Source organism: Ignavibacteriota bacterium, from assembly GCA_016212665.1.
Taxonomy (GTDB): Bacteria; Bacteroidota; Ignavibacteria; order UBA10030; family SZUA-254; genus FW602-bin19.
Window position 1 is genome coordinate 1 of record JACREZ010000035.1, and the last position, 18,078, is coordinate 18,078.

General features: G+C 45.3%; 3 protein-coding genes. All 3 read left to right on the forward strand.

All coding sequences use genetic code 11. The features are described 5' to 3' along the window. Positions 1–265: 265 nt before the first annotated feature. The 3 genes from HY960_12785 (at position 266) to HY960_12795 (ending at position 17,979) form a co-directional block, all read left to right on the forward strand. Entirely contained in the window at positions 266–7,900 is a 7,635-nt protein-coding gene (locus HY960_12785; GenBank protein ID MBI5216620.1) for an Ig-like domain repeat protein, read from the forward strand. Between the two features lie 758 nt (positions 7,901–8,658). Beyond that, entirely contained in the window at positions 8,659–16,518 is a 7,860-nt protein-coding gene (locus tag HY960_12790) for a T9SS type A sorting domain-containing protein (GenBank protein ID MBI5216621.1), read from the forward strand. Positions 16,519–16,794: 276 nt separating this feature from the next. Continuing rightward, positions 16,795–17,979 carry a hypothetical protein gene (locus tag HY960_12795; GenBank protein MBI5216622.1) on the forward strand — a complete coding sequence of 395 codons (1,185 nt, stop codon included), beginning with the start codon at positions 16,795–16,797 and terminating at the stop codon, positions 17,977–17,979. Positions 17,980–18,078 lie beyond the last annotated feature (99 nt).

Here is an 18,078-nt window from a genome sequence, read left to right on the forward strand (position 1 = left end):
CTCTTTTTTTTGTCTTCGTTTATGCGAATCAGTTTTGCCCGGAATGATACAGTCCTATTCTGAAAATACATTTCAGTACATTCCTCTGTTTTCCACATATTTTGGGGTGGAAACCTGCCCATTGTAACTCTAATATTTTTCAACATCTATGATATAGACGCTTTTTATTTACTGTAATAATCTCTATCTTCATCCCGTCATCCTTTCGTCCGTTTTTTTCTTCTGACGAAATTTCCTTTTAGCTAATATAAAAACAGGTGCAGTCATGTTTTTACGAATACTCCATTCGTACCGGGTCAGTATATTTGTTGTTCTCTTACTGGCTTTTGGTTCAATTTCTTTTTCTCAAACAAATTTTTATCCTGCCGTTCGAGCAAATTTCGGAATTCGTTCGGCGCAGTTATCCGGAATAGATTCTTCCGGCATGGATGATTGGGCGCAAGGCGCTTCAGGGAAGGGAGTCATTCTCAACAGCGGAACTCCTGACTTCACGAATTTTCCGAACACGGCTCATATCAAAGACCGAGCGGTGGGTCGTGGTGAAAATTCTGCATTTACGAGTACTTCAAAAACCGGGGATAATCCGAATGCGTGGACGCTCGGCGTAGCAAACGTCAGTGGCAAAACCGATATCGTGAACGCGTATGCTCATGCTCGAAGAGATGCACAAGATAGTCTCTGGTATTTCATCGCGGCAGAACGCGTAACAACGAACGGCGCTACAACAGTTGACTTTGAATTTTTAAAAGCAGGAATGACCATAAACGGCAACGGAACAATTACTGCCCTCGGTCCGGATTCCGGAAGAACGGCGGGCGTTGTTACAACTCCCGTTGTAAATGGTGGCGGTACAATTTCCAAACCGGGCGATTTACTTGTTGTAACAGAATATGGCGGAAGCAGTGTTACGACCTTTGTCTATATGTGGACGAAGAATCCTCCATCCGGAGTGACGTTTGACCAAGGTAGTGGAATTGCACCTTTCGGCTGGGCGCTCATTAATCCGCCTGCCGGTTCAATCATTGCTGAACAAAACAATTCTTCCGTTCAATCGGGTCCATGGGGAACGTTTCAGGGCGCCGGCGCAGACTCGACAACAACGTTGGACCCGCTCGCATTTGTAGAAGTTGGATTGAACATGACAAAGTTAGGGCTCGATGTTGATACGATGACATGTTCCAACATCGGTCAAGCAATTGTTCACTCAAGAACATCTCCATCGTTCGCTTCCGGGCTGGCGGATTTTGCCGGACCTCTTGCATTCAGTTTGAACACGTGTGTAACGTTGACGCTTCAAAAAAATCAGGATACTGACGGATTGATTGGAACGACGAACGACCAAAGTTCGAAAAACTGGAATCTCAGTATTTATCGAAACTCCATTGCGCCATCAAACTTAGTTGCATCGGTTGCGTCGGGGAGTTCGCTTGGAACATTCGATACATTACGAAGAGGGAATTACATCGTAACGGAAGCGGACAGTTCGGGATGGAGTCATCTCGGCGTCCTTGAAACAAGTGACGTTCGCGGGAACGTTACCTACACATCAACAAGCAATAGTTTTTCATTTGTTGGCGGCTTTGGTGATTCGCTCACTCTGAAGTTTGTGAACGCACGGAGCGCGTCCATCAGCGGGCAGAAATTTAAAGACGCGAATAACAACGGAGCGAAAGATGACGGTGAACCGGGACTATCCGGCTGGACAATTCAACTGCAAAATACTTCCGGCGGTATAGTAGCATCAACAACAACAGATGGAAGCGGTAACTATTCGTTCGCTGAAGTAACTCCCGGTGTAACATATCGTGTTCGCGAAGTTCAGCAATCGGGATGGGTACAGACGACAACGAATCCGTCAGACATCACTCCGACAGCCGGACAGCAAATTACCGGAATCAATTTCGGTAATGCACGATTTGCGACAACGACCGTAACCACATCTCCGAATCCATCTCAGCGATTTCAATCCGTTACCATTACTGCAACGGTTTCACCGAGCGAAGCAACAGGGACGGTGGAATTTTTTAACGGAACGACTTCACTCGGAACGGCAAACCTCAGCAATGGTTCTGCTTCGATTTCAACAAGTTCATTGCCGGGAGGGAACAACTCCATCACGGCTGTCTATAGCGGCGATGCACAATTTAACAGCAGTACTTCTGCAACTCACACACATGTAGTGATTCGAGCGGCATCAAGCACAACGCTTTCATCCGCACCGAATCCGTCTGTATTTGGTCAATCAGTCTCACTTACCGCAACGCTCTCTCCGGGTAACGCAAGCGGAACAGTGGAGTTTTTTGAAGGCACAACTTCACTCGGAACAGCAACGCTCAACAGTGGAGTAGCGACGCTGAATATTTCTTCGATCAGTGTTGGGAATCATTCATTGAAAGCGCGGTACGGCGGTGATTCGGATTTTGATACAAGCACTTCTGCAATTCATGTTCACACCGTCAACAAAGCAAACACAACAACTTCCGTTCAATCAAACGTGAATCCTTCCGTGTTCGGACAATCGGTGACGTTCACTGCAACCGTGACGGCGTCTTCACCCGGTGCGGGAACGCCAACCGGCAGTGTGGAATTCTTTGACGGAGCGACATCGTTAGGAACTGCAACTCTTTCGGGTGGAACAGGTTCGGTTTCAACTTCTTCGCTCTCAACCGGAAGTCATTCAATTACAGTTGTGTACAACAGCGATGGGAATTTCAATACGAGCAGTTCTTCTTCGTTGATTCAAACAGTGAACAAAGCAAACAGTTCCACGTCTGTACAATCAAGTGTAAATCCTTCCGTATTCGGGCAATCGGTGACGTTCACCGCAACAATAAGTGCGTCTTCACCCGGCGCAGGAACCCCATCCGGCAGTGTGGAATTTTTTGACGGAGCGACTTCGTTAGGAACCGTAACGCTTTCAAGCGGAAGCGCTTCGGTTTCAACTTCTTCGCTCTCAACCGGAAGTCATTCAATCACAGTCGTGTTCAACGGCGATGGAAATTTCAATACAAGTACTTCTTCTGCTTTGAATCAAACAGTGAGTAAAGCAAACACGGCAACGTCGCTCGTATCAAATCAAAATCCATCGGTCTTCGGACAGTCGGTAACATTCACGGCAACGGTGACGGCAACTTCGCCCGGAGCCGGAACGCCGACGGGAAGCGTCGAGTTCTTCGATGGAGTGACTTCATTGGGAACATCAACTCTTTCCGGTGGAAGTGCATCGCTCTCAACCTCCACTCTTTCAACAAGTAGTCATTCAATCACCGCCGTCTACAGTAGTGATGTCAATTTTAACGCGTCAACTTCGCCCGCTCTGACACAAACGGTTAACCGCGCAAGTAGTACTTCTTCTGTTTCATCAAATCTGAATCCGTCGGTGTACGGGCAATCGGTAACGTTTACCGCAACCGTTTCACCCTCAACGGCGACCGGCTCAATGGAATTTTTTGTTGACAATGTTTCCATCGGAACCGGTTCGATAACAGCCGGAAGTGCTTCTCTCTCGACATCTTTACTCACTGCCGGTTCACACGCAGTACGAGCGCAGTACGGCGGCGATGTGAATTATGAACCGAGCGTTTCATCGAACATTACTCAAACCGTGAATCAGGCGCCGACCACAACTTCCATCTCCGCTCCAACGATAACATACAACGCGAACGGAATCGTGACAGTAACGGTAAGTTCCGGCGTCGGTACTCCGACAGGAAATGTTTCGCTGAGTGTTGATGGCGGAAGTGCAATGACTCAATCGTTAGTGAACGGCTCGACAACATTCACTCTCACAAGCCCAAGCGCGGGCGACCACAGTTTGAGCACAACATTTTCAGCTCAGGGAAATTATGACGCAAGCAGTGCAAGCGGAACATTGCATGTCAATCGGGCTCCAACAACCGTATCCATCAACGCACCGACAATCACCTATAATGCTAATGGAAGTGTAACTGTGACAATGACGTCAGCTTCAGGAACTGTCCTTGGTGATGTTTCCTTAAGTGTTGATGGCGGCGCGGCAACAACACAAACTCTCTCGAACGGCTCAACGACATTTACTCTTGCAAGCCCAAGCGCAGGCGACCATAGTCTGAGCGTTACATTTGCTGCACAAGGTAATTTTGATGCAGGCGCCGGAACAGGAACCTTGCATGTCAATCAAGCGGCAACTTCAACTTCGATTTCCGCTTCGACGATTACCTACAACGCGAACGGAACGGTAACCGTGTCGGTAAGTTCGACAGCAGGAACGGTAACGGGAAATGTTTCATTGAGTGTTGATGGCGGAGCGGCGACGACTCAAGCACTGACGAACGGCTCTTCCGTCTTTACCATCACTTCACCAAACGCAGGCGACCATTCATTGAGCGCATCATATTCTGCACAAGGAAATTTCGATGCAAGTTCTGCATCGGGAAATCTTCATGTGAATCCGGCTCCGACTTCAATTTCCATTGACGCGCCGACGATTACCTTCGGTCAGAACGGAACTGTTACGCTCACTGTTTCCTCCGCGGCTGGAATTCCTTCAGGTACAATTTCATTAAGTGTTGATGGCGGTGCGGCTCAGACGGAACAGTTATTAAAAGGCACGGCGACATTTACGGTGAACAATCCGACCGGCGGAGACCATAGTTTGTCAGCCACCTATTCAGCACAAGGTAACTTCGACGCGAGTTCAGCGAGCGGAACATTGCATGTGAACAAAGCATCATCTTCATCATCGGTGGTTTCTTCCTTGAACCCTTCTATCTTTGGTCAATCGGTGATGTTTACAGCGACCGTCACTCCAATCAATACAACCGGAACGGTGGAATTTTTTGACGGAGTGACTTCACTGGGTACAGCAATCTTGTTAAGCGGAACGGCATCTGTTTCCACATCAACGCTGAGCGCGGCAGACCATGCAATTACGGCAGTCTATTCCGGCGACCAAAACTTCAACGGAAGCACATCGGCGGTGCTGACACAATCGGTGGTGAATCCTCTTCCCTTTACCACAAACATCAATCCTTCGCTCCAAACAATCGGAAATCCGTCGTTCACACTCACCGTGTTCGGTGGGAATTTCATTCCCTCGTCGGTTGTACGATTTAACGGAAGCGACCGTGCGACGACATACATCAGCGCGACTGAAGTACAGGCAACCATTTTAAATTCCGATGTCACAGCGATTGGCGAATATCTGATTACCGTATTTAATCCAACGCCCGGCGGTGGATTGTCGAACGCGCAAACGTTGACTGTCATTGGCGCATCCATCAGCGGAATGAAATTCAATGACCTCGATGGAGATGGAACGAAAGACCAGAACGAACCGGGAATTTCAAACTGGTCAATCGCTATCAACGGACCCGCAACTCAAACAATTCAAACAAACGTCAACGGACAATTCACCTTCTATCTCGAACTTCCCGGAACCTACACAGTCACGGAAGTGAATCAATCCGGCTGGCAGCAGACAACAACTTCTCCCGCACCGATTGCAATACAATTAGGTCAGATAATTACCGGAGTGAATTTCGGAAACTTTAAAGCGCCGAAAATCTCCGGCTTCAAGTTTGAGGATGCAAATGGCAACGGAGTGTTCGATAACGGAGAAACCGGACTTGAGGGTTGGACAATCAATGCGGTGAACGGTGTTCAATCAAAATCTACAACGACCGCATCCGATGGCTCATACTCGTTCATCTTCTCAACAACAGAAACCGGAACATGGACATTAAGTGAAGTCATGCAAAGCGGTTGGTCACAATCATCTCCACCAAATGGAACTCATACAGTTCTTGCTGTCTCTGCGGTTGATACGACAAATGTAAATTTCGGAAACTATCGCCCTGCATCAATCTCCGGTCAGAAGTTTGAAGATTTAACCGGCGACAGTTTGACGACAGATGACGCAACACTTTCCGGCTGGGTCATCAAACTTTTCAAGAATAATGAATTTGTCAACCGTGCAGTGACAGACGTGAATGGTGAATTTATGTTTGATGGCTTGTTACCCGGCTCCTACATCGTACAGGAAAGTTTGCAAGTCGGATGGATTCAGACAGTTCCTCAACCTGAAAATGCTGTCGCTCCTGTTGCCGATTCCAATGCCGCTCCACAGGCATATTTCATCACAGTCGCATCCGGTGAAAATGTTATAGGAAAAGAATTTGCCAACTTCAAACTGGGAAGTATCAGCGGAGAAGTGTTCCATGATTATGATGGCGACGGAACGCAGGATGGGAATGAAGGAAACCTTCCCGGCTGGACAATCACGTTGACAAAAAATAGTTCACACGTTGGTAGTACTGTTTCACAGCAAGATGGTTCGTATGGATTCGGGGAACTGACAGCGGGAGAATATTCAGTCACGCAAGTGATGCAAGATGATTGGTATCAAACAACGCCGGCGACTGTTTCGTTTACTCTAACAATTCAAAGCGGAAGCATACTCACAGAAAAGAATTTCGGCAACTTCCAATTTGGTTCAATCAGAGGAAATGTTTTCTGGGACAGAGACAGCAGTACCACCTTCGACACTGTCTGTGAAGTGGTGATTGACGGCGTTCCTGTTATTCTCGAAAGTGCAACGACACAACCGGAAACAACTGTCACGGATGTTAATGGATTGTATTCGTTTGATCCGGTTGGAGCAGGAACTTACAGCGTCAAAGTTCTCAGCAGTGGTTTATGGCGGCAGACGAAACCATCGGGCGGAAATCCATACACGATTCCGATGCACAGCGGATTAGATACTTCGAACTTGCAGTTCGGAAGTTTCTATCAACCGGATACAGTGAAGTTCAGAACATTCACTGTGCTTGAATACAACAAGGCTCCGATAGCGCGACAACGAAGCGGGTTCATCAGAAAACCGAACGGCGGAAATGCAAAAGACTCGGTATTCGCGAAACTCGCTTTCACCGATGACACGCGACCAACGTATTTCGGATATCTCACCGTCGGAATTCCGCGCCCCGATAGCGCGCTCTATTACGGTTGGTATTCACACACGTTCAGCCGGACAGGATTGTACAACCGGGCGGCTGTTCGTCACTGGTTGTTCAATACTGATGCACTGAAGAACGTGAGGAATAAACAGAAACAGATTGTACGAAAGAAACCGACTGATTATTTCCCGGTTAAATATGTCGGCGAAAAATGGGCTGAGCCCGAACTCGGCAATATTATCACGTATGGAACCGTCCAACATGTTGCACTGAAAACAAATATTGCCGCAAGTGATATCGGTGTAACTCCGGCGGGCTTCGGTGAGTTGGTGTACTCGTGCGGAAGTTTTGCCGGCGATAGTATTGTAGAAGGAAAAACACTCAGACAAATAAGCCGCATGATGGATAGCATGCTCACGATGGGAAGATTAGTACGTGGCGAGGGTGATACGGTGTATCGCTATCCCAAGTGGTACTTCAATATTATGGACAGTGTTATGTCCACGGTCAATGGTGCGTTCACAACTTCTCGAGTGGAAACGACTTCCACCAATCCTTTGAAATTCAAAGGGAAAACCTCTCTTTTCCGTGTGAAATATCTCAAGCGGGATACTTCACAAATCGGCGTAGTAGCGATGTTTGAACAATCATTCAGAAACTTGAATGAACCGTTATCATTCAGTTTGGAACAGAATTATCCAAATCCGTTCAATCCGATTACCGTTATCAGTTATTCGTTATCAGTTAATAGTTCGGTTACGTTGAAAGTGTATGATATTTTGGGAAGAGAAGTTGCAACACTACTCAACAGTGAAGAGATGGAAAGCGGCATTCATGAAATTGAATTCGATGCTTCGAACTTTACTTCAGGTGTGTACTACTATAAACTGGAAGCCGAGCAACATCATGAAAACGGAATTTCACAAAAGTTCACAAGCATAAAGAAGATGCTGCTGATGCGATAAGGACAATTATGCTTATCATCGTCAAGAATTTTTGACAACAGAAAAAACGGGCTAAGAGATTAGCCCGTTTTTTCTTGAACTCTTATTCAGACCTTGAAACCTTATTTTCTATTTCCTTCTGTTTTCAACCAATATCATGTTCTCATCGGAGAACATCGTTAGATATACACGAAGTACTGTCTGCATATCACACTCACAAAATTAATAAAAAATATCTGATAAATCTCTTGACACGAAAATAAATATTCTATATATTACCCACGCTTTGCGATGGGTGTCTCTTATAATCACAAGGCGATGTTTACGAAAGTATTCAAACACAAAACAGAATGCCCGACACCATCATAGGTCGGGTACCAGCCATTCTTACGTTCTTCAATTAAACTAATACAGAGTTACCGTTACAACAAATGTAACGGAGTGCATCATTACAGTTTGTCATGATAAGAAATTTTATTTCCTATCATAAACGTATGATTGCTGAACACAGTTTTACAGAAGAAAAATCCATTACATGTTTCTAAACTTGAAATCAAGTTATACGTTGTTCACTTCGGACAAACGAACATTACGTTCTCCTCCTGAGTAACAAAATATTAAAGCCCCCACCGGCTCAACCATCATTTTATTCTCCTGCCAGAGATTTATTGAAGGAAGATTTTCCTTTGAGGGCTTTTTTATTTTTAGAAACTCAATTCCTAATGGAATATACGTTGTAAAATTCACTTTATAAAAAAACATACTTAAAAGGAAAATTTATGAAACGAAATCACACTCACTACATTGCTTTCTTCCTGATTGCAATTTTAATGACAACAATTGGTTTGGCACAAAAGGCTTCAACTTTGCTTACCAAACCAACTGCTGCCTACCCACATTCGGATGATGTATTTACAACGATGGTGCAAACATCATCCGATGTATTGAGCAACTCAATTCAACCAAAAACATCTATCATGTCTTCTGCCAGTTCTTCACTCGCGGGTGGCAACCGTTTAGTTGAGAAGCAATACACTGATGGAGGTTGGGGTTGGCCCCTGAACGCGCCTCCGACGTACGGGAATATTCTCGGTCCGATTGCAATGGGACTTGCTCAGGCGTATCAACAAACCGGAGTCAGTACCCAACGTACCGCTCTTACAAATGCCGGAGCCTACCTTCTGACAAAGACAAATAATTTTTCTCCGTCGGATGGATACCTCGCCGCGCAGTTGGATAAAATCTTCGGCGGCACAACATACCGTTCTCATGTGAAAACGAATTTTTATGACCAACTTGCCGCAGGCACATATAATCGAAACGGCGCAGGGACACTCTATTCTACTGCATCGTATGTGAATCTTATCCGAACAAGCAGGGCAAGTCAGGGAATCGGAAACATGGCGGCATGGGATATCGGCATGGGGCTCGTCGGAGCGGCAATGTGTGATGAAAGTACTGCCGAATGGATTGCAGGCACCAAAGGAGAGATTGATGAACTCGATGGCGATGCCTATTACGATGTCATCGGACTCGCCGGTGCGTTGTACGGACTCGCATTCGTGAATGAAGAATTTGACCCGACAACCGGTGAACATGCGGCGGCAAGTAATCTTACAGACCTTGCGGCAGTTCTTGCAGGATACCAAATTTCAGGAGGCGGTTTCGCATGGAATTCTAATTATGTTATCCCCAACGACGGGAACGAGACAATACAAGAAACCGGTTATTCAATCCTTGCACTCAATGAAATCAATCGTGCAACGTACCTGACAAATATTCAAGGCGCGGCAGATTATATGATGGGTGTGCAATTAGGTACAGGCGGCTGGGAAAATTATCCAACATCCGGTGAGAACAATGAAGTGACTGCGGAAGCGTTGTGGGGAATCAGTGTAGCATATCCCGCCCCAGTCCACAACATTACGAAGGACGTTTATTATCCGACAATTCAAGGTGGTGTGAACGATGCTTCGTCAGACGATGTCATTCAAGTTGCGGCAGGAACATATAAAGAACAGGTAAACATTTCTAAGGGTATTACTCTACTTGGAGATGTCACCAACCCGGATAATGTTGTGATTGATGGTGAGAACAAAACTACTTTACCATCTCCCGGACAAGTAAGAATGTATAATCCAACAGGAAACATTGTTTTCAAAGGGTTTAAAATGATTAATGGAGGCGCACCCAGTGGTGGTGGAAATTATTACATCCTAACAAAAGGTAGTTATTCAAAAACAATCGAAAATTGTAAAATAGTTGGTCACGGTTCCGGACTTCCTGCCGGAGAGGATTATGGCATTTGGGCATATGCCGGTTCTGGTGATATTATTATTAAAGAGAGTTATTTTAGTGAAATGTACCATGCAATATTAGTTGAAAAAGTAACTGGGACAACAACAATAGAGAATAATACCTTTGATAACCTCTATACGCCTTATTATGAACCATTATCAGGAGATGTTGGAGGAAGGGCTATTGAAGCCATCACTTATGGAGGGACTACTATCACCTCACTTCAAAAGGTAACTGGTAATACCTTTACCAACTTCAGATCTACCGGTATTATTTTTTCAGGAGGATTCAGTGGTTCAGGAGTGGGGAAATATACCAATGTTGAAATTGAGAAGAACAACTTTAATTTTTCCGTCAGCAGTATTGTTAATAATTATGGAGCAATCAATCTGAGAAATGTAAGCTCGGGCGGAAATAGTGATCCTGCCGGAGGTGTAACTGCATATATACATAATAACTTTATAAATGTTCCGAGTAGCAGTGGAATTCAAATTTCTGGGTTAAATGGAACTGTTACCTGCCATGATAATAGCATTCTTGGCACACCCTATGGATTGAAAGCAGATGCAGCACTTACTACTGTTATCAATACTTATGGCAATTGGTGGGGTAGTAATGATCCTGCCACGGTAGCGACTAAAGTTACCCCCACCGTTGATTACACACCATGGCTCAACACAGCAACAGATACAGACGGTGCAATTGGATTCCAGGGCGATTTTTCTGTGTTGAATGTAGGCGCGGCTAGTCCGCAAACAGGAACAACGACAAGAATTCAAGAGGGAATCAATCTTGTTTCCGGAAGTACGGTAAACGTTGCAAACGGAACATACAGTGAAGTATTGAATATCAACAAGGCAAACCTCACTCTCATCGGAAACATTGCGGACCCATCTCAGGTCGTTATCAACTCAGGTGGATTAGGTGGTTATGGAAGTCCATTAACGGCTATTTGGGTTCCGGTTTCCGGTGTAACGCTGAAAGGATTCACGCATGTCGGCGCTGGACAAACAAACTCATCCAACCCTCGATATGCAATCAAGTTCTCCGGCAACTTCAACGGCGCTACGGTGGAAGATGTTGTCATTCACGATTTCTATCGCGCAGGACTTGAGTTCCACACCGGCTCGAACGTGAGCGTTACTGATGTGAACGCGTACAACAACGGTGGAACGGGATTCGTCGTTCGGAACGTGAATGGCGCAACACTCACCAACATCTCCACGAGCAACAATACGTGGGGCGGCATGCGTGTTCAAACTGACCCGGCGTTCGTTACTGACAATATTGTTTTTACAGGAACTAATTCGTTTGGTGAAAACAATCAACGCAACGGCGGATTGTACACAGAAGAAGACCCGGCAGGGAATCCGCCGACATACGGTTACGATGGATCATACAACATTCAACTCCAACAGGCTGATTTTGAATTTGCGTTGCTCGGAACACAGGACGATGCAAAGCCGCGTGTTCGATTCTACAAAACACTTTCACAAGCAGGTACCGCGGCAACCGGAACTCCCGCTCCTGACCATCTCATTCAAACAGCGGCGTATATCAGAAACTTAGTTGATGGCGAGTTGTATGTTGAACCGGGGATGAAAATTCAGGCGGCTGTGAATGGAGCAAATGCTGTTGATATTATTAATGTCGCAACAGGAACATATTCTGAGAAATTAAACCTTAATAAGAGCCTGACATTAAATGGCGCTAAAGCCGGTGTGGACGCGCGTACACGCAACACAAGCACCGGAGAATCTATTCTTGATGGTACCGGAGTAACTGGCTCTCAATATGATGCTATTAAGATTGCCAATGGAATTTCTAATGTCATCATTGATGGATTTGAGATTAGAAATTATGCCGGTTCTGGCTCAAACGGAGATGGCAACGCAATTTCTTCATATTGCATGAGCACGAATACATCAGGCGCGAATAACGTTACAATACAAAATAATTATATTCACCATCTGGCTTACAATGGAATTCTTGTCGGCAGTGAAAATAATAATACAACATCCATGATAGTGCAAAGCGGTTGGGTGATAATGTATAACAAGATAGCAAACTTCACATACGCCGGTATTGAACTGACAAATGTCATCAATTCACAGGTTAACAATAACGCCATTGAAGCGCCAATAAGTCTATTTGATGACCCGGGCGATGCCGGTGTTGGAATTGAAATTGCAGCACGTTCACGAACAAAACCTGTCACGGCAGGAACAAACGTGGAAGTGAGCAACAATACAGTCACGGGTAATTTTCCGACAGGCTCACGTGCTGTTATCAATCTCCTGTCCCGCACTTATTCGTCAACAAGTAATGCTACGCTCTCCGGAGTCACAGTAAGCGGTAACAGTATTTCAGGAGCGACCAATGTGCGTGCGGCTGTACTGGCAGTTGCTGAAAGCAGATCGAATGGTCCGGCAACAATCAGCACGTTGGCTATTTCAAACAATACTCTTGACGGCAACTTGGAAGGTATTCAATTCCATGATTATCTAAAGAGTGGAACGGGAACAGCCACACATAGTGCAATCACAGTCACCGGAAACGAGATAAAGAATAGTACAGGTGTAGGATTGCACGTACTGACTGGTACGTCAGCAGGAGAAATCACAGTAAACACTAATAAAATCTTTGCAAACGCTCTGTTCGGAATTAAAAATGAGGGGACCGGTATACTCAATGCAACAAGCAACTGGTGGGGTCACACTACCGGTCCGCTTGATACGAAGACACTTCCCGGAATTCCTAATTACAACAATCCGAATGGACAGGGAAATTCTGTTACAAGTTTTGTTGACTACTATCCATTCTATAATAACGAAGGGATGACAACACTTTCTACTATTTCAATCATCGGAATGAAATTCAATGACCTGAACGGTAATGGAACGAAGGATGCCGGTGATGTTGGATTAAGTGGCTGGCAAATTATCTTAGCTGGCGGTGTCGTGCCCGAAACAACATTGACTGATGTTGACGGAAATTATGCATTCAATAACCTGTTACCCGGAACCTATACAATAAGTGAAGTTGTGCAATCAGGTTGGATGCAGACAACGCTCTCGCCATCTCCTTTGACAGTCAATCCCGATGACCATGTTACCGGTATTGATTTCGGTAATTTCCGACTCATAACTATCAGCGGTCAGAAATATAACGACCTTGATGGAGATGGTGTGAAAGATGGAAATGAACCTGGCATTTCAGATTGGACAATGAATCTTAGTGGAACTGCAACTGCGAGTGCAACCACCGATGTGAATGGTAATTATCAGTTCACCAATCTCCAACCCGGAACATATATAGTTCGCGAAGCGCTACAAGACGGATGGCTACAAACGACAACAAATCCGGATAATTTTGTAGTAACAAGCGGAGAAAATATCTCCGGTGTTGATTTCGGAAACTTCAGGTTAATCAGCATCAGCGGTATGAAGTTCAACGACCACAATGGCGATGGAGTGAAAGATGAAAACGACGAAGGACTTGCAGGATGGACAATCAATCTTGCAGGAAGTGCAACGGCATCAGCAACAACCGATGCAAACGGAGCGTACTCATTCACCGCTCTCGGACCGGGAACATACACGGTAACGGAAACGGTGCAAGATGGCTGGCTCCAAACAACAACAAACCCTTCTTCCATTACCTCGTCAAGCGGAACAAATGTCTCTGATATAAACTTCGGGAACTTCCGGAAGTTCACCATCAGTGGGACAAAGTTCGATGACACCGATGGTGATGGTGTGAAAGATAACGGAGAACCCGGACTCAGCGGTTGGACGATAAATCTTACCGGGACAGCAACTAGCTCAACTACAACAGATGCTTCCGGTAACTATTCATTTGCAAACATGGGTCCCGGAACCTATACCGTTCGAGAAGTTCTTCAAAACGGTTGGATACAAACCACGACGAATCCTTCAAACATTGTCGGTTCAAGCGGTGTAAATGTATCGAACATTAACTTCGGTAACTTCAAAACCGCATACATTACCGGAATGAAGTTCAACGACTTCGATGGCGATGGTACAAAAGATGCCGGAGATGTCGGACTATCAGGTTGGACGATTCGTGCAACGAAAGGCGCATCAACCAAGAACGCAACGACGGATGCAAACGGAAATTACTCACTCAGTTTCACCAATACTGAAGCCGGGTTATGGACAATCAGCGAAGTTTTGCAGACGAGTTGGAGACAAACCTATCCCGTTGCAGGAACATATTCGATCACTGTTCAATCAGGTACAAATGCAACAGATAAAACTTTTGGTAACTACCAGTTAAGCACCATCTCCGGGCAGAAGTTCAATGACTTGCAAGGTGACAGTGCAGTAACCAGTGACCAAGGTTTAAACAACTGGGTGATAAAATTGTACTCGAACAACCAATTGCTCTCCCGCAAGATTACCTCAGGAAGCGGTAACTATTCGTTCACTGATTTATCTCCCGGAACGTATGTTGTTCAGGAAAGTTTGCAGACAAACTGGATACAAACATATCCGAAAGAGGGGACAGGCATTGTCGCTCCTGTGGCGGATGCTAATGCAGGACCCCGTGCATATCAATTTGTCCTGACATCAGGAACAACACTGACAGGAAAACATTTTGGCAACTTCAATCTTGGATACATCAGCGGTCTGAAGTTTGAAGACATGGATGGTGATTCTGTGAAAGAAGAAGACGACCCGCTTCTTGCAAACTGGGTCATCAATCTTAAGAAAAATGGAAACATCATCGAATCGGATACGACTGACGAAGCCGGAAACTTCGGTTTCGACAGCCTGACTGTTGGAACGTATGAAGTATGCGAAGTACTGCAACCCGATTGGTATCAAACATTGCCTGCAACTCCCTGCTACACGTTCAACGTTGTAAGCGGAAGTAACTTCACAGGCAATATCGGTAACTTCGAGTTCGGTTCAATTTCCGGATATAAATTCTTCGACCATGACAGCAACGGCGTTCAAGATTCCTATAGAGACGACTTGATGGATAGTTTGAAAGTCGTTCTGATTGGAACCCATACAGCACCGGAAACAGTCATGACGGATGCAAATGGCGCGTTCCTCTTCGACCCGGTACCGGCTGGTGTTTATACAATCAAAGAACTTCCGCGCAGCGAATGGCGTCAAACCACCCCTGCAAACGGAGCAAACTACACGGTGCAGATGTTCAGCAATCTGGATACGAACGGATTTGCGTTCGGGAATTTCTATCAACCCGATACCATCAAATTCCGTACGTTCTCAGTTGGCGATTATGGTAAATCTGCTGCTGCAAAAGGAAGAAGCAGATTCATTAAGAAACCGAACGCAGGAAACGTGCGTGACAGCGTTTATTTGAATCTTGGTTTCGGCTTAGAAACTCCATCGGACAGCGGATATCTCCGCATCGGAATCCAGCGATATGACAGTGCAAACTTCTACGGTTGGTTCCATTACGCGTATTATAAATACCGTAAAGGAAGTTTTGTTGGGTACCATCAAGCCTCAGTTGCAAAATATATTTACAATCTCAGACTTTGGAAACCAAGCAAACAACAACCGCTAACAAATTACATACTTATTGCCGGTGAGAAGACTGCGCCAACATTCTTTGGAAATTCCGGGAACCATTTCACGGTAGAACTCACAGGATTGAAAACCAACGTTGCCGCGAGCGACCTTGGAATCACACCGCGTGGTCTTGGTGATTTGGTGTTCGACAAAGAATCCGGCGCCGATACAATCTTCAACGGGAAAACAATTCGTGAACTTATCGCGCTCTCCGATTCTGCGTTAACCTTAGGATTGAGAGACCAAGTAAAATATCCGTTGTCGTACTTAATCATACTCGATACTATTGTCACGAGAATCAATAGAGAATTCTGGAGACCGTTTGGCGTGGGATATACGTTTATCTCGGATACGGTTTCTACAAGTCCGTTGGTTGTCAAGGGATACAAATCATTGTACAAGGTGAATTATCTGAAGCGTGACCCGTCACGCGTAACAATGTTGACACGATTTGCCCCGACAATTGCTGAGAACGGTGTGCCGAGTCAATACCGGTTAGAACAAAACTATCCGAATCCCTTCAACCCGATGACAACGATTGAATTCGAATTAGTGCAACCCTCGTACGTCACGTTGAAAATCTTCAATGTGTTAGGACAGGAAGTTGCAACTCTATTCGAACAGCAAGAAATGTCGGAAGGAATGCAGGCGATTGAGTTCGACGCAACGAACTTTGCAAGCGGTGTGTACTTCTACAAACTCGAAGCGAAAGAAATTGACAGCGATGTCACGACGTTCAATTCAGTGAAGAAGATGATGCTTGTGAAATAAGCAGATAAGTATATGAGTACTTAGTATTCGGTACTCAGAAAAACACAAAAACAAAAAGCCCATCGTTTTGAGAAATCAGGACGGTGGGCTTTTTATTTTGATTGTAATCACGTTCATCTGGGAATGCTCACTTTTCATTTTGACAAGTGAGAATACAATTGTATCTTCATCCACCGCACACGTTCAACTATTGTTGATTACATTTCCCACGCCCGCCCGCCTGTAAACCGTACATTGGTTTCAGCATATTTCAACAAAACATCATCAGGTTTTATCATGCGTATTACTTTTGTTCTTTGTACATTTTTTCTATGTGCTCAACTTTCTGCTCAATGGATTTCAACCGGAATCGGCGGCGGCGGCGCGGTGATGGCGCCAAGCATTAGCCCATTTGACAGCAATGAAGTATATCTTGCGTGCGATATGAGCGATGTGTTTCATTCGAGTGATTTTGGCGCCTCATGGACAACCATTCCCTTCCAGCAACTCACCGGATTTCATCACACCGTTGTTCGCTTCACCAATGTGCCGGAAGTTCTTTACACGTTGAAAAATATCACCGGTGGGTACGCTCCTGTGAAAAGCACCAATGCGGGCAATTCATGGTTTGCAATTACAAACCCCGCAGGAGCGTCATCGGCTTACAAATGTTATGAGCTGTATGCCCATCCGGAATTCAATCATATTCTTATCATCAGTGATAAAACAAAACTGTATATCTCGCATGATGGCGGAAGTACATTCGGCTCGCCCTTCTACACCGATGCAGTTACCAAGGGGATGCACTTAGCGGGCGTGTTCTTTGATGGTGCGAATGTTACTGTTTGTACAAATAAGTCCCTTCTTGTTTCGTCGGATACAGGGCATACGTTTTCTCAGATGCCTGTTGAAGGAATAAATTCTGCACAGGAAGAAATTGCGTGGTTCATAGGAACGAAACAAGCCGGAGTTACTAAATTCTTTTGCACCACACTTTCCCCCAACATTGTTACACCGACCGTATCAGCCCAGTCAACTTCCTCGTTTCAAAATATTTACAGAATGAAATCAGGCGATGCGAACTGGACATCCATACGGAGCGGGCTTCCCGATCCTGTGAATGACAAACCGTATTTCATCGCAACGGCAAAGAACGATACGAACACGATCTATCTCGCGGGCACGGCAAAGATTTCCGTTTATGGTCCGATAGATGTCCACTCTGTTTTTAAATCTACGGATGGAGGAAACACATTTAACAATGTTTTCCTTCGGACAAGCAACATTCAGCAGAATGATAGTATCGCCACCGGGTGGTTTGGCTGGGGAACACAACGCCATACGTGGACTTCAGGCACCGATGCGCTCGGGTTTGCCGTTGACCCGAACAATGCTGACAGGATTATCGTGACACACAGTTCAAACCCGCATGTCAGCACTTGTAGTAACTCCTTAGAAATGTCAGTATGTAGAGCACTTTAGAAATGTCAGTAGATAATACAAGTTTAAGTTCAGAGAATCAAGTTCAAGTACCGTGTGGGGTAACGGAGCGAGTCCGTAGGACGAGCGGAGTTACCCCAC